This window comes from Aeribacillus sp. FSL K6-8210, from assembly GCF_037963925.1.
In the GTDB taxonomy this organism is placed as follows: domain Bacteria; phylum Bacillota; class Bacilli; order Bacillales; family Aeribacillaceae; genus Aeribacillus; species Aeribacillus composti.
This window is the reverse complement of record NZ_CP150172.1, coordinates 3,324,750-3,340,752: the sequence shown is the minus strand read 5'-3', so window position 1 is coordinate 3,340,752 and position 16,003 is coordinate 3,324,750. Positions and strand designations below refer to the sequence as shown.

The following is a 16,003-nucleotide window of genomic DNA, read 5'->3' as shown; positions in this document are numbered from 1 at the left end:
TTTAAGTGAAAGGTCTATTATTGACAAACTATTACCTAGTTTATCGAAGTATTTTTGCATATGTAGGTCTCGCATTATTGATTTCTGGTGTACTTTTATTTTTTGCAGGGCCTATGGTAAGTGGTGTGGCCGCTATGTTAATTATATTATTAATGACTTTGCCTTCACTTGAAGTTATAAAAATAGAGAGTAAGTCTGGTTATGATAAATATGTACTTACCTTACCGGTTAGTAGGTCTAATATTGTCCGAAGTCACTATATTTTTTACTTATCGGTTGTGATTATCGGAGCATTTCTTTCATATATTGTTATTTATACATATGATCTAATTTTTGAAACACAAATAAATGGCATAATTAATATTATTTCTTCTGGAATTTTCGTAGTTCTTTTAGCAGGTGCGCTTATATACCCGTTCCTCTATATCTTTGGTGCAGACAAATCTGATGCATTTGTACTTGGAGGAGGATTTGTAGGTCTATTTGTTTATTATGGAATCAAATTCTTAGTAGAAGATTTAATAGACAAATTACCGTTATCCATAGATTCGTCTTTATTAGTTCCGATTTTATTTATAGTACTTGGTATTACTGTATTTACTCTCTCATATTTAATTGCTGTAATTATTTATCGAAAGAAAGAATTTTAGACTATGTGATTAGTACATCAAGTAGGCGCAAAAAATCGTGCCCGTAGAGGCTCCATGTCAAGCCTTTTTTGCACACGCACCACATTCATAGCGAAAGGAGAGAATGGATAACTTAAATATTATCAATTTGTGTCTTGACAAAGGGGTGCATTACAAAGTTTCTGTCTATCAAAAAAATTATGATAAAGACAATGTGTATTTCGATATGTCTATAAAATGTAAAACTAATATTGTCAACAAAAAAATGAGATTATATGAAGTCCAAAGAAATAAAGAATTTTTGATTGGACAATATGCCGATTCGGAATTTGGCCAATTGGCATTTTATATTGTTGTGTATAGTTACTTTAATCAAGATAAACCAAGTAATAGCGTAAGAAAAATGCTGCGAAATATAGGAGAAGATGTTAATAAAGCAAATAAAATCCTTGAAGATCATATAGGGAAAAATTATTTTTCTTTGTATAGGAAAGAAATTGGAAAAATAAATATTGATAAAATAAATGACGATCGTTGTGATGTTTTTTCTTGTCTTTTGAGAATAATATAATCCCAATTGTCCGAAACAAAAGATTGCCAAGTGCATTTGTGATAATTTACAATTATGGCTTTTATTTAAAGCAATTTGACTCCTTAATGAAAAAGATCATTTCACATTATAATTTTAAATTAAAGAAAGAAGAAACAGAAGAATTAAAGAGATTGTATTTAAAAAAATAATTACAGCGGTGATAGTTACGAAACTGATTTAATTTATCATAAACACTAAAATATGAAGTCTTAATTCATAGAACCTTAGCTTTCTTTATTATCGCGGTATCCCCCTATGCCACTCGTAACTGGCTTTTAATGGAATCAAAAAGATTAGCTTTTTAAACTAATCCCAGTTTGTCGACTTTGTCGATAAGCTGAAAGCACGTTTCTGGAAATCATGAAACGTGCTTTTCCTATATCTTTTATTCTTTTAAAACATCATTTTTGAAATGATAATAAATCTTTGGTGAAACATCTTCTTTTATTTCGATTCGATCAACCAAACGGTGAAGCATCTCAGAAGTTAGTTCATTGAAATGTCTATTAAATCATTTTGTAATCTTTCCTCATATTTCTTTCGTTCACGTTTGGATTGATAGTAGATTTTTCCAGCTTAAGCTTCAGTTTATTCGAAAGCAGATTATTGATTTCTTCAGTTATTAAGCGGTAATTTTCATTGCAAGCAATTTTCTGTTGGTTGAGCTTTTTCAATATTTTGCTCAACTTTTGTTAAAAAGTACAAAAACTTCCCCCTATCTTTTAACACGGATCAAATGAACAATTTATTTTTCTTGCAATAACATACGCCAGTAATTTTCAATTCGATTGAATGTGTCATCGGCACGCTGTGCAACAAAATCTCTTGCCAATTGGTAATCTATATCCCTTGGTGAGATGCCTTTCGTAGCAAATGAAAGCAGTTGTTCTTTTGCTTTTGCAAGCACTCCAGACAAATCTTCTTCATTTTGAATGCTCTCAAACATTTCTTGATAATTTTTGATGACTGATTCAATTTCTGCTTGTGTATATACCGTTTTCCCAAGTTTATTCGTCATGGACAGCTCACGGCTTTGTTGGTATGTTAAAGGAGCATTTAGTGACCTGATTTTGGCTCGTGCTGCGATGAATCGCTCCTCTACCGATTGGTGATTTATGGCTATTTTCGTATTGTGGCGGACATAATCTTGAATCAGTTGATCAAATCCTTTTTTTACATCACCGCTTAAAAACGTATCACTGAAGTATTGAAGTGCAGCTGTTGAAGAAGCCAATTCAAGATGGGCTTCATAAGAATGCTGTTGTTCTTTACTAATTCCAAAAAGGCTAATCCCTAGATATGGCGACAAACTATCTACTCCGTCCGTTATGTGTTGTAAGATGGATTCTACTTTTTTTACTTCTTCATTACTTAGCGAATCAAAGTATTTGGATTCATATAAATATTGGCTGAACACAAGCCATTGATCCTTTGGCCGATAAGAGAAAATATCAGAAGGGTCAGCGTTTTCTACGTGAAAAAACTTTTCCATCGGTATGGCCATCAAGCCTTGAACTTGTTTGATTTCATCCGAAATCGTAAGTTTATAGGCTTGTCCGTTTCGGATGACTTCCACTTGTTGTCCGGCCAATGGATTTTTGATTTCGTGTACGGGTGGCATTTTGGCTCTATTTCGAGCGACTATTGCTCCGATATATCCAAGATCAATTTTCACGGTTATTCCCTCCTATCTAATTAATGGAAGGCAATGGTTCCACTTTGCTTCCATAGTAAAAATTCAACGCACTAAAGAAATCGATTGATTTACCTGTTTTTAAATCGACGATTAAAATGTGATTGCCATAGTTAAAATCGCCAGTTTCCAGTCTGCGTTGTGTTGTTTTTTTAAAGTATCAACAAACGAACTATAGTAGTACGGGTTTGGGCCAGATTAATGCTATGTAAAAAGCGTACCTACTTCCAGATATCCCGTAATTGCAAAAATCGGAACTTGCAGAGTTCATGTTTGGTTGGTCTTCCGCAAAGCTTTTCTGCACACAATAGTCATCAAAGTGATAATTAAATTGAAAACCAAACAATTTCATTATTTATAATCGGCTTTTTAAATAAATAGTTAAATGATTATAAGGAAAAATTTAAATAATCTACCTAAAACTTTCTATTTTAAGTAAAATATCCTAGGGTTTGAGACACATCATCCAGAAATTGGATGGAATAAGTGGTCAATGAGGGATTGTTTGTTGCAAAGGGTAAAAAAGTTAAAAATATCATAAGTATATCGCCTGATTTTAAACATGTATTATCAATTAGAGTGGGGATGCCGTTTACTTGAGGTCTTATTACGGAATTCTGTCTCGTCCAAAAGAAAGGCTTCCCTATAAAACAGATGGGGAATTTTAAAGTGGAATAGTTAGCGAATGTTATTGCCGCCGTTACATATAAAACCGTTGATCATACGATTCAACAATTTATCTGGACTTATGGTGATCGCGGAAACGGAAGGTTCTATTATTATGTCGGGGCTGAAATCCATGGTCGATGGCAAGGAAATAACGTTGAGGTTGTGAGCCATTCAGAAGGAATTTCTGTTACTCATAAATGGTAAAAAGGAAATTATTTTACTGGGATCATATTACTCAGTTTGGTACTCTTGCTGTTGTTTTAATGAGACATAACGAAGAGATTTGGACTATATCATTAAATGAAAATTTTGTGGCTGATTCCGCAGACTCCGAACATACAACTGGTGAAATTAGTTTATATAAAGCAACAATGAAAAAAATAAGCCTATCATCCTGCATTATAAAGCTTCGCAATAACATCTGCCGCCGGTTGGTATACGAGAAAGTAATCGATTGCCTAGGTGAAAATGACCTGGCAACCACACCCTTATGATTGAGGATTTGGTAAATTAATCCTGTATCAGCTAATGAGAAATGGGCAGAGCGAAAGTTGCCAGGATTGGCCGAAGTACAAGCAGCCCTCGAGCAAATGTTTGAAGAACTAAATAATGCAAATCAAAAAAATAGGAGGATTCCCACTTTCCACATGGGGGTGTCTAATAAGTCGTTTTTACTACTTATTGACGCCCCCTTTGATGTTTTAGAAACGTTGATATATCGATGTTTATGATTTTTTGTTTTTTATGGGGATTTGATTTTCTGGACAGCCCCGTGTGGAGAAACATTCCAAATCCATTTCAGAGACCCCCTATCTATCTTGTATTACACAAAATTTTTGACGGTACCTGAAAGGTAGGGGATTATCTATTGTTTCTTTATCAAGTGCACCTAACAAATAAAAATTAAGTATTTGATCGGATACGTTTAAAAGTGTGCTGATTCAATATTTCTTTCAATGTATCTTTCGTTGCCATTCCGTTCACTGAGATTGTACCATTTTGAGAAATTCGAATTTCAATTTTATTTTGAAATTGATGAAAGTTCGTTTCTAAATGTTTATAAACATCCGTGAGGAAATGATAGTTTTGATTGGATGAACCAACCCAAGGACGGCTTAAATCTAATTTTTCTTCGATAAAAGGTCCATCGATTAGCAAATCTGTCACTGATAGCAGCTGTTGATTTTGTTTTTGTTTTTTCAAATCATCATATAAATACCCTGTAAATGTCATAACTGTTAAGCCGAGTTGTTTCACTTTTCTTCCTAGTTCCCCTAAGGCTTCAGCTTGATCAAACGGTTCTCCTCCAAGAAATGTGACGCCTTCAATCTCGTTTTGCTCTTTACTATCTTTAATGAATTCAAATAAATTCTCCACATTCATTTTTGTACCGTTTTCATTTACCCAAGTCCAAGGAACGGCACACCCTTTACAACGAATTGAACAACCTTGTACCCAAATTGCAAATCTTTTGCCTGGTCCTTCCACTTCAGTAACTGGAATATAACGATGTATGTACAGTTCCATCAAAAGTCCACAACTCTTCCTCGTTCCATTTTTTTCTTTTGATTTCCTTGATTATTATCGTCAGTATTAAACTGTAAATATGGTCTCATTTTTTCAGCTACATGAGGCTTAATCCCAAGAACTTGGATAAAGTGTTCGAAATTTTGAAAGAATCCTACCCTTTCTCTCTCTGCAAGTATTTTTTTCGCAAAAATCAATCCAACCCCAGGTACCTTTGCAATTTCATCTGCTGAAGCATGATTGACATCGATTCGTTTACTTACGCTTTCGTTTTCAATTGATGGCTGCATTGGGTTTATAAATTCTTCCTTTGGAGAAATCACTTGCTGTTCATCATTCGATTCAAGGATATGTTCTTTCGCAATAGCTTCTTTTAATTGCTTTAAATTTTTTTCTTGTACTTTTTGCTGTGATTCAAGACGGAGTAAATATTCAGGTCTAATTCTAAAAACATGAAAGATGGAAGAAACCCAACTAATAAGTGCTAATGCAAACGCGATATCAAATAAGAAATGTCCTTCTTCTGCAATTAAAAATATGATAAAAGGTAAAGTATATATGAGTCCTGCAAAAAACCATTTTCTTTGTCTTACTCTGAAAGCTGCATAGAAAAAAGAAATATAATTAAAAAAAGCAAAAGGGAAAAAGACCCATAGCATCCAGATGGAGTTACGTAATTCCCAACCTATCCCCTTCTCGGTTATACTCCGCATCATTCACTCCTCCTTTAGCTTCAATTTATTTTGTTCAGTTATAGTTTCTTCAAATTGAAAATATTCTTCTTTATAATTTGAATCAACTGTTTCCGATTCGAGTAGTTTCTCCAAAAGGTCAATATACTTGATGCATTCTTGTCCCTTCATGCCAATTGTTTCCGCAAAGATTTTACCGTCTTCTGTCAATTTGATCTGTATTTTTTTGGTTCCCATAGCATCACCTATTTAGAAATATTGTTGACATTAAAAGTTAAAACAATTGTTCGGTCTTCTTGCATAATTTCCGATTCCAGATGTAGGCCATGTTCTGCTGCTTGTTTAAGTAAATGTTGATAAGTTTCTTGTTGTATTAGATATTTGTATTCTGTCTGTAAATTTTCAATAAATTCCATGGCAGCTTGTGTGTCAACACTATTGTTAAATATCGCTTCAAAATACCCCTGTTCAGTTAGTTGAAAATAAATTTGAAGATCTTCAATTGTCGTTTGGTAATTTTGTTCAGTCAATTTTGTCACTTTGCAACCATACTGTTCAATCGATTTTTGAAGTAAATCTTCTTTCTTCATAATCGTTGGAATGATAAAGGAATCATTTTTTTGATTTGCAAAGGCTTTAATCGAACTAATTGTTGCAATACCAATTGGAACTAACAAAAGTTCAATGCTCAATTCATTCACCTACTTCTATTAAAAGTCAATCGCACGACCGCCACGAGTGGACTTAATATCCATATCCATGTTAGAGCTATTTGATTCGCAATACTCCGCTCGATCTTCTCTAGGCGTAGCCGCAACCGCTCTAACACTAGCCCATTCACGAATCTCTTTAATTTGTTCAGCCTGTGTCACCGCAAGTGGTACAATTAATTTCGAAACTTTTTCAAAATCACTAAATTGAACACTTCGTTCTTCATAAAATGCCTCAAATAATCCATTTATGACAACTTGTTCAATCTCTGCTCCTACAAACCCCTCCGTCATGTCAGCCAATTTTTCCAGGTTTTCAGTACTAATTTCAAAATTACCTTTTACGCTTGGGTTATTTAATCTTTTCTTTAAATGAACTCGGAAGATTTCAATACGTTCTCTATGTGTTGGTAAATCAACAAAGAAAATTTCATCAAATCGACCTTTTCGCAACATTTCAGGAGGAAGTGCCGATATATTGTTTGCAGTGGCAACTACAAATACGGATTTTTCTTTTTCTTGCATCCAAGTTAAAAAGTGTCCAAAAACACGAGAACTTGTCCCGCTATCTCCAGATGAACTAGTTCCGTTAAATCCTTTTTCGATTTCATCAATCCATAAGATGGAAGGAGCAATGGCTTCAGCTGTTTGAATCGCTTTTCTCATATTTTCTTCACTACTACCAACAATGCCGCTAAACACTTTTCCAATATCTAATCGCAGTAATGGAAGCTGCCACATTCCACTAATCGCTTTACTTATTAAACTTTTACCACAACCTGGAACACCTGTAATGAGCACACCCTTTGGAGCTGGTAAACCATATTGTTGCGCAGACTCTAACCAAGATTTATCTCTTTTTTTCAACCAACGTTTTAAATTTTCTAATCCACCGACTTCATCCATATTAAGATTACTCGATATAAATTCTAGTATCCCTGTTTTCTTAATGATTTGTTCTTTTTCTTGAAGGATCACTTCAACATCCTTGATTGATAATTTTCCATCATCAACCATTGCCCGTGCAAAGGCATTTTCGGCTTCCGAAAGTGTTAAACCCAATGATGCTTTTACGAGTTTTTCTTTTTCTTCTTCATTTAAGTTAATTTCAATTCTTCCTGTTTGTCGGTTTACTTCAATCATTTCATCAAGCAGTTGCTTCATTTCAGTAAAGGTTGGTAAAGGAAAATCAACAATTGTAATATCTTTCTCCAAATCTTGCGGTAATTTAAGAATTGGAGATAAAAATACAATATTCTTTGGATTAACACTTTGTTTTAAACTCATTACAATGTCACGTAGTTTTCTTATCACAAGAAGATCTGGTAATCTTCCTTGATCACCAAAATAAACATGGAAGTCTTGCAGTACAAAAATAGCGGGCTCATCATACTTTTCAATAAATTCTAATGCTTTTACAGGAACCTTCGTATCGTCTTTACGTATACCCTCTCCTACAATCCCTTCCGTAATCTTCCAAGTAAATAATTTTCTTGTTGTTTTAATCAACTGTTGATCATAGGCAATGTCATTAATAAGTGCTAGTGCTCTTTGCTCTTCCCAAGTTGGAATATATATAAATGGGAATCTAGCTTTAAACAAATTAGCTACAAATCTTTTTTGCTTTAATAAGTAATTCAATGCTTTCCCTTCTTCCTTTAGATTTTTGGGTTATTAAGAATTTTATAAGCAGTTGTAATGTTTAAAATATATCTTTACCCATATATCCTATAGATACCTGAATCCGTGATAAAAGGTAGCTTACCTAGATAATTTTGGAATGACTTTCTTTTACCTTAACTTTGGATATTTTTACTGGAATTAACCGTTTTTGGGTATATCAAATAAGTTTCCCATACTGATAAAAGCTAGCAGTCTAAATAAATCAAAGCTTTGTAATTAGTTTCTTGTTCAAGGCATTTAAGCAAGTGTATGAGTTTAGTATTGTAATTTTACCTTTCTCTTCATCATTAATATTACATTAATTTTGAACAATACTAAAAATAATAAATTGAATGAATTTTATAAATATTATTCATCCAGACTCAAAGATTTCTAAGCACTAAATAAGAAGTACTCCCGAAAATGTCGAAATAAGTAAGCGGCCAAACAATCTATCGACTTAAGGTTGACCCCCTATGCCTATTATAAGACAAGGAAGCTTTTTTGACATCAAGATTTATGCAGATTTACCAGTTGCAAAGTTAGATCGGAGTGGCTCAAAATTCAATTATCAAATACAATCGGATATTGGTTGATACAGGCTCTGATAGTAACAGTTATTTCAAGTGAATTGGCTGAGACAATATTGTTCTTGAGGAAAATGATACGATTTATAGAATAAGTGGCGTTGGCGACTCTGAATTTGTATTTTCGAAAAAAGTAGATTCTATTAAATAGGATTCGAAAGTGCAGCCGCATTCATATGGTTGGCTGTTCTTTTTTCTATATATTTGGAACGATTATAGATTGAAAGAGGCGTGAGGATAAAAAAATGAAGGATATTTCTTTCGTATCTCGAATTATTTAAAAGAGTTACTTTTTTGTTAAACGAAAAGAACTCTTCTCATCCTCGGTAATTTGTTTTCCATATAAGGATGTCATTCATTGTATAGGCTGCATTATTGAATATGAACCGGCCGATGCTCTCAGTAAACATTTAAAAAGATGACTTCAACAATAAAAGATAGCGGAGGAGTAGTCACTATATGTTACGTTTATTCATTATTTTTGTAGCTACAGCAAATGCGTTCATTGTTCTTTATGCACCACAGCCTCTACTCCCGTTGTGGACTCAAGAATTTAATATATCGATAGCAACGGCAAGCTCAGCTATTTCGATTACCATTATTTCATTAGCCGTGTCATCTTTTGTATTTGCTCAATTATTGGACCAATGGGATCGAAAAAAAGTTATTCTTTTTGCAAGTATATTATTAATTTTTCCGAGTATGATGATTTACATTAGTGAATCATTTTCATCAATTTTATTTTGGAGATGTATGTATGGTCTCATCATACCTGGCATCTTGGCTGTGATGATGGCATATGTATCTGAAGAATTTCCTCTAAATCAACGTGGAAGAGTGATGGGAGTATATGTAAGTGCTAATGTGGCGGGCGGATTGCTGGGACGGGTTATTTCTGGACCGATAGCCGACACATTTTCCTGGAGGACTGTTTTTTCAATAATCGCGGTGTATTCCATGGTCGTTGCTTTTTTAGTTTGGAAATATCTCCCTAAACCTAACTATCAAAGAGAAAGGAAGAAACAAAGTTTTGGCATACATTTTAAAAATCCTGCTCTGATAGGTACATTCACTATAGGTTTTTCGCAATTCTTCGCATTTATTAGCTTTTTCACATATATTCCTTTTTATGTTGCTCAACCTCCTTTTCAGTTAAGCAATACACAAATTTCGTTGCTTTATGCTACATATGCGTTCGGCATTTTCTCCGCTCCTATAGCCGGCATGATATCTGATAAGATTGGCCGGCGTTGGACAATGAGTATGGGGCATATTCTTGGCGGAATCGGTATTTTCATAACGCTTTGGCCAACGATTCCTGCGCTTGTTGTGGGATCATCATTGTTGACGCTCGGAAATTTTGCTTCTCAATCAGCAACAACAGCTTATGTGACAGATATGGCCGCCGATTCACGGGGAGCTGCTACGTCTTTATATTTGGTGTTTTTCTATTTAGGAGGAAGCCTTGGCGGTTGGATTCCCGGCCTTTTATGGGAAAATTACGGATGGCATGGTGTCGTTTTTTTAACAATTGGAACAATCATTTTGGCACTATTAAGTAATTTATTTCTCGCAGGAAGAACCCCAGGGAGATTGAAAGTTTCTGAATTATGATATGAACAAAACAGTATTATTTCCTTGCCGAATCATAGTGAATATTTATGACTAAAATAAGGATTCTTTTTCCACAATGGGATTGTCCCGAAAGTCATTGAAACTTGACTTGTATCGTCTCCTTAATGAATTAAGGTGAAGCAGACGGGAACATACTGCGATTTGATTTTGAGCCACTATGTATGCTTTTTTTGCTAGGAAGACAGTTAGCTAATTCAAACCACTCAACGTAAAGTTTTTCGTTTGATCGGTGGTGCATGAAAGATTTTTCCCCATGGTTTTCTTAACTTGATAAGAACTTCATTTTATTGTTCGATTAAGTGTAACTTTTCGAATAGGAACCACCTTTTCCAAGGGTTACTTTATCATTTTTGAACATTGTTAGTGTGGTGGAATCATCGGATTTATTTGCAATGGTAGCGATTTAAAATATAAATCTAACGATGATTCCTCCCAAAATAAATAAACTAAATATGAGATACCATATACTTTCGCTTCGGTTTTCTTTCCATCCCTTAATTGCGTAATAAAAGGCAAATGCAAAAAGTATAAAGAGAAGTATATCCCCAATATATTTGAACACATTCCTCATCCTTCCTCAGTTGAAAATACATTTAAATAATATTCCTCAAGACTGCTAGCTGTCTCTTTGATCTCGGAAATAGATATATTATTTATTAATATTTTCCCATTGGAAATTAAAATAATTGAATCACAATATCTTTCACAAACCTCTAGTTGGTGTGTAGACATAAAAATACTGCATCCATTTTGTGCGTATTGAATTAAGATGTTTTTAATATCTTTCATACTGACAGGGTCAATTCCTGATAAATACTCATCTAGCAAAAGCAGCTTCGGTTTTTTCATTAATAATGGAATAAGATTGAGTTTCTTTTTCATCCCAAGCGAATAATTGAAAATTTGCTTATTTAAGGAATTTAATAATCCCAATAACTGGAGCATTTCTTTAATTTCCGGACTGTCTATATCAAAATTTAATAACTCGCTCATGAATTTTAAATATTCTTTTCCGGTCAGCACGGAAAATAATAATGGGGCATCAGGAAGTAACATGATTTCTTTTCGATCCAGATCTGACAGTTTTACACCATTGACGTAAATTTCTCCATCATCGTAGCCGGTCAATTCAGATAAAATTCTAAAGGTTGTGGTTTTCCCCGCTCCATTTGGTCCGAGAAATCCGACAATTTTATTTTCAGCAATTTCAAACGTTGCTTGATCTAATATTTTTTTCCCATTTTCAATTTTGGTCAGATTATGGACTTTCAATAAATAATCAGAAGATGCTGCTCCCACTGGATTTTCACTCCTAATAAATAAATTGTTTTTTATTTAGCTTTCTTTTTACTAATAAAAGTGATATAAAGAGCATTCCGAATAGATAAATAGCAAGAAAAATAGGATTGATGAACAAATATTGTGATTTTGTTAAATAACCCATGATAAATAAAACCATGGGGATTGTCATACTAGGAAGTATGATAAATAAAGACATTGCATCTAAGATAGAATCGACCATTTTTTTATCGCCAAATTCATTCAATTCTTCAGCGTTTCGAAATTCAAAATGAGGATAGAAGGCGCTGGAAATATAATTTAAAGCGCCAAAAGCATTTAAAGCTAAAATTTGCATTGAGAGCAACCATATAATAGTAGTTAATGAAATGGGAGTGAGTATATAAACAATGAAATCACCTATTATGATTAAAGGAATTAACGTGATGATGTAAACAAAAAACTTTTGTTTAAATACATACCAAAGATTTTTTCCAGCATTTAAATAAATTAAGACATTGGTGCCATCACTTTCTAAGGCCATTCCCCCTATGAAATGCTGATAATGACGTTCCGCCAAAAAATAAATATGGTACAAAATAAAAAATGAAAATACTAATTGCTGCACTTTGTACTCATCATCTAAATTGGCGAGCAATCCGCTAAATATGCCAACAGAAAACCAATAAACGAAATCGCCAAACATATACGGAAGCCTCTTTTGAAAAAAGCTCGATCTAATAAATAAAAGAATCGTAAAAGCTTTTTTCTTTAAAAACGGCACTTTTAATAACGGGGAAGGCAGCCGATCAAAATACTCCGCTGATCGCCTGTTGGGGTTTTCTTTAAAAAGAATGATAAATAACAAGTAAAATACCATAGTAAACATACACATCAATATCGTGCCAATATATGTATATAGAGAATTAGCAGTGAAAATATCAAAAAAGCTTAAATTGATTTTGATCGTCGTTACACTGTCAAACAGAATTTCCCAACCTTTGTTAGACCATTTTTCAAATGACTCGGATGTGGGATTTTCTTTAATAAAGGGAATATCAATAAGCCATCCTGTAAACTTTGCAGCGAAAAAATAGCCTATAGAAAATATGATCATTCTTGATATGACAATTTTGGCTACTTTGTTTACGAAAGGTTTTTCTATTATAAACTTGTATACATAAAATGTGTGCGAAAAAGAGACAGCAATGCTGACAAACAAATATAAAGAAAAGCTGAGCAGTGTTAATCCAATTACCATAGATATGTTTAAACCGATTGCGTATGATAAGCTAAAAAGCAATGTTAAAATATGTATGATGAAACTTCTTATGTTCCAGCAGATTGTTTCGAAAATAACCATAGAGTTGGCTTTACTTAAACTCAATTTAAAATGTGACAGCAGCCACTCCTTGTCCATTGAGCTTAAATTCCACTTGGAAGCTTTTATGCCAGCAATAACAGAGAAAACTATTACATATACAAAATAAAACTGCCAGAGAATATAAACATTGTTGTTAATTTGGGAAATTTTTTGCAATAAAAAGTCCAAAAATGGCGCACCTGTCGTTGCTGTATGTAAAAATTCATTCATAATTACCAGTTTTAATACAGCATATGCAGAAAAAAAATAAAAAATAGCCTCTATGACATCAAGAAAAAAAGCTATGATCGCAAATATATATCCTGAATACCCTCTTCTATTTAAAAATTTACTCCATTGATTTTTCCATCTTATATAAATCTTCCATTTAATCCATGCTGCTCTCATTTTGACTCCCGACTTTCATAAATTTAATGTAATCAATCCCTCTACAATGGAAGCTAGAAGGATTCCTATAATTACCATTACGACATGTTTTAATAAAAATTTCAACCCATATTTTCTATTAAAATAAAATGTAAATCCTAAAAAGCCGATAGCTCCTGCTAATAAAAAAAAGGGGATTTCAAATATTCCATGAGGTATAACCTTTAAAAATATATTTAATAAAGGTTGATCAGATAAAATAAGATGAGTTAGACCTGCTCCGATAGATATGCCATTAAAGAGTAAATAAATAAACGTAGGAATCCCAAATGTAAATAAACCCAGCATTAAAACTAGACAAACAAGTATATTATTTAAAAAAATAGAATACACTGAGTACCAGCCAGCTTTATAAGTTCTTTGGAGCTCAGCTGCCTCCTCCATTTGAGGCGAAGTCGAAAAAATTATCATGACCCCAATAATTAAACCTATGCCAAATACAATGGCAGAAAGGATAAAAGTGTTTCGTAGACGGGAAAAATAGTTCAACATCACTCACTCGCTAACTTTTTCTTAAATTAAATAGAAGGTAGGATAGAGAAAGACTAACGGCTCTCTATCCTATCCTAAAAACATTATGCTACTACAGCTTTTTTGCCTCCGGCTCTTAGAGCTATCTGCAAGGCTTTTAATGTGAGACCTGCTCCGGTTATCAATGTCAAGAATGAAGCTATTCCTAAACCGGCGTCCAAAAATGCGGCAATAGTATTTGCAGTAGTTTCATTAATGCCATAAGCAACTAAAAGATCAAGTTCCAACATTATAATTCACCTCCCTCTATAAATGTTGATATATCAATGGTTGTAGCCATTTCAGGGGTGTCAAAAAAATTTTTTTCGACACGTTTTCTAACTTTGTTTCTCAAATCTGTATATATATGACATTGGATGGGTGCGCTTCGCTGCCACTACTGGTTTAATTTGGTTGTAATGGTGGTAAATGTATGTGATGCACCTTGGATCTCTGCATCGCTGATGATGACGAACCCTCCCATGTCTCTGGGCATCCTTGTGCCTACATTCCTTCGTTCGGTCTAGTCATCAGGCAGAGGCCGGCTAAGCTCCTTTAGGGACTCAAGGTCGAATGGATGATATCGTGCCAGCTTCTCCGTGTCATCCTTGTTGTCTAGGGAATCACAAGGCATGCAGGCATCAAGCCGCCGTTTCGAGACCAAAGATGTCCTGCATCATTCGCTTCGCATCGAACGCCTGGTGCTTCGTACACACAGCGTGCAGTACCTTCAGTAATTTCCCGCATAACACCACAATGGATTGCTTCTTGCGCAACGGATTATCGGGCCGTGTCGTGTAATATTCATGTAACTGTCGAAACGCTTCGTTGTGGCGGATCATCGGCATCATCACGCGGAAGAGGAGGGCGCGCAACCGCCTTCTTCCACGCTTCGAGATCCGTTTTTGCCCTTTGTGTTGGCCGGAGGAATGCTCCCGCAGTGTCAGGCCCGCAAGTTTCAATAATTGGCGCGGATCCTGATAGTGGGAAAAACTCCCGATTTCCGATAACAGTTCCACGATAGTCGCATCCCCTAAGCCCGGAACCGTTTTGAGCCATTCGTATTCCACGGATGTTTGCACAAGTTCCGTTAGTTGCTGGGTCAGTGCCTCGATTTCCTCCTCCAATTGGCGGTACCGGCGGACAAGTGTGGCGATTTCGATACGGGCCATCTGTTGTCCTTCCGTTACGCCAATGGAGTGTTGGGCCAGTTCCATCAGCTTCTTCGCTTTCGGCTTTTGTGGCGATTGTAATCCCTCGCTTTGCCGGTAAAGGGTGAGAACCTCTTCGATCTCTTTCCCTGCTAAATCCGACGGAAACGGCGTCTGTTCCAGCACAGCGAGCGCCATTTTCCCAAACGACGGAAAGACTTGCGTAAATTCCGGAAAATACCGATCGAGCCAGCGAATCATCTGATTTCGAACCGCCCCCTGCTCTTCCACGAGTTTGGATCGAAACGTCGCCCCTGTGCGCAGTTCGGCCTCCATCCCTTTCAGAATACGCGGATAGCTGAATCGGCCGTCTTTCACTAACCGGGCAATGACGAGCGCGTCTTTCGCATCATGCTTGGTTGGAAGATTGTCGTCCAGCTCTTTGGAGCGCTTCACGTGCATCGGGTTTGTCATGACGAGAGGAATGCCCTTCTCGTCAAGAAAGTAAGCGAGATTGAGCCAATAATGTCCCGTTGGCTCGATGCCAACGATCACTTCCGTTTTTTCAAATTCCTCCATCGCTTTCACGATGCACTGGTACAACCATTCCAACCCTTCTCTGGATTGCGGAACGGGAAACGATTTTTTTAGCACCCTCCCTCGCTCATCCACAAAGCAGGCATAATGCTTCTTTTTCGCGATATCCATGCCAACGACGAGCGTTTGATCGGTGACTTGATTAATCTTCTTGTTTGAGATAGAATTCATGTATAGTCCTCCTTGGTATCCAAATTAGGGGTCAATTCATCCGATTGACACCCCCGAATCATACCAAGAGGGCTTTTTTTATTCAAGTCC

At 35.3% G+C, this 16,003-nt stretch carries 14 protein-coding genes and 1 pseudogene; 3 read left to right on the top strand and 12 right to left on the bottom strand.

Features of this window, described 5'->3' with window-relative positions; genetic code table 11:
* The first annotated feature begins 5 nt into the window (after positions 1-5).
* Positions 6-650, top strand: a complete 645-nt coding sequence (locus NSQ41_RS16250; RefSeq protein WP_066248048.1) for an ABC-2 transporter permease — start codon at positions 6-8, stop codon at positions 648-650.
* A 103-nt stretch (positions 651-753) separates the two neighbouring features.
* Positions 754-1,200, top strand: coding sequence for a hypothetical protein (locus tag NSQ41_RS16245; protein WP_339210361.1), 447 nt, complete (start codon positions 754-756; stop codon positions 1,198-1,200).
* A 766-nt stretch (positions 1,201-1,966) separates the two neighbouring features.
* Here NSQ41_RS16245 and NSQ41_RS16240 read toward each other — a convergent pair.
* From NSQ41_RS16240 to NSQ41_RS16210, 7 genes and pseudogenes are all read right to left on the bottom strand, one after another.
* Positions 1,967-2,896 carry a hypothetical protein gene (locus tag NSQ41_RS16240; RefSeq protein WP_339210359.1) on the bottom strand — a complete coding sequence of 310 codons (930 nt, stop codon included), beginning with the start codon at positions 2,894-2,896 and terminating at the stop codon, positions 1,967-1,969.
* 16 nt (positions 2,897-2,912) lie between these two features.
* A pseudogene (locus NSQ41_RS16235) lies at positions 2,913-3,097 on the bottom strand (hypothetical protein); the annotation flags it as partial.
* 1,389 nt (positions 3,098-4,486) lie between these two features.
* Positions 4,487-5,110: a 4Fe-4S single cluster domain-containing protein gene (locus NSQ41_RS16230; RefSeq protein WP_066248060.1), complete on the bottom strand. Its 624-nt coding sequence runs from the start codon at positions 5,108-5,110 to the stop codon at positions 4,487-4,489.
* Positions 5,110-5,823 carry a helix-hairpin-helix domain-containing protein gene (locus NSQ41_RS16225; RefSeq protein ID WP_158640202.1) on the bottom strand — a complete coding sequence of 238 codons (714 nt, stop codon included), beginning with the start codon at positions 5,821-5,823 and terminating at the stop codon, positions 5,110-5,112. The genes NSQ41_RS16230 and NSQ41_RS16225 overlap by 1 nt, the downstream gene beginning before the upstream one ends.
* Before the next feature lie 3 nt (positions 5,824-5,826).
* Entirely contained in the window at positions 5,827-6,039 is a 213-nt protein-coding gene (locus NSQ41_RS16220; protein WP_066248063.1) for a DUF2997 domain-containing protein, read from the bottom strand.
* An 8-nt stretch (positions 6,040-6,047) separates the two neighbouring features.
* Positions 6,048-6,494, bottom strand: a complete 447-nt coding sequence (locus NSQ41_RS16215; RefSeq protein ID WP_066248066.1) for a hypothetical protein — start codon at positions 6,492-6,494, stop codon at positions 6,048-6,050.
* Positions 6,495-6,512: 18 nt separating this feature from the next.
* A complete protein-coding gene (locus NSQ41_RS16210) occupies positions 6,513-8,153 on the bottom strand; it encodes an AAA family ATPase (protein ID WP_066248067.1) in 1,641 nt (546 codons plus the stop codon).
* Positions 8,154-9,220: 1,067 nt separating this feature from the next.
* Between NSQ41_RS16210 and NSQ41_RS16205 the strand changes: the two genes are divergently transcribed.
* Positions 9,221-10,375 (top strand): MFS transporter, encoded by a 1,155-nt coding sequence (locus tag NSQ41_RS16205; protein WP_066248068.1) that lies wholly within the window; start codon positions 9,221-9,223, stop codon positions 10,373-10,375.
* Positions 10,376-10,963: 588 nt separating this feature from the next.
* On the opposite strand, the gene NSQ41_RS16200 is transcribed toward NSQ41_RS16205, so the two are convergent.
* The 5 genes from NSQ41_RS16200 to NSQ41_RS16180 all read right to left on the bottom strand — a co-directional run bounded on the left by NSQ41_RS16200 (position 10,964) and on the right by NSQ41_RS16180 (position 15,913).
* Complete coding sequence (locus NSQ41_RS16200) at positions 10,964-11,695, bottom strand: ABC transporter ATP-binding protein (RefSeq protein WP_339210357.1); 732 nt, start codon at positions 11,693-11,695, stop codon at positions 10,964-10,966.
* 13 nt (positions 11,696-11,708) lie between these two features.
* Positions 11,709-13,445 carry a hypothetical protein gene (locus tag NSQ41_RS16195; RefSeq protein WP_339210355.1) on the bottom strand — a complete coding sequence of 579 codons (1,737 nt, stop codon included), beginning with the start codon at positions 13,443-13,445 and terminating at the stop codon, positions 11,709-11,711.
* Between the two features lie 15 nt (positions 13,446-13,460).
* Positions 13,461-13,976, bottom strand: a complete 516-nt coding sequence (locus tag NSQ41_RS16190; RefSeq protein WP_066248075.1) for a stage II sporulation protein M — start codon at positions 13,974-13,976, stop codon at positions 13,461-13,463.
* Between the two features lie 83 nt (positions 13,977-14,059).
* Entirely contained in the window at positions 14,060-14,245 is a 186-nt protein-coding gene (locus NSQ41_RS16185) for a hypothetical protein (RefSeq protein ID WP_063388392.1), read from the bottom strand.
* A 390-nt stretch (positions 14,246-14,635) separates the two neighbouring features.
* Positions 14,636-15,913 (bottom strand): IS110 family transposase, encoded by a 1,278-nt coding sequence (locus NSQ41_RS16180; RefSeq protein ID WP_339210353.1) that lies wholly within the window; start codon positions 15,911-15,913, stop codon positions 14,636-14,638.
* Positions 15,914-16,003 lie beyond the last annotated feature (90 nt).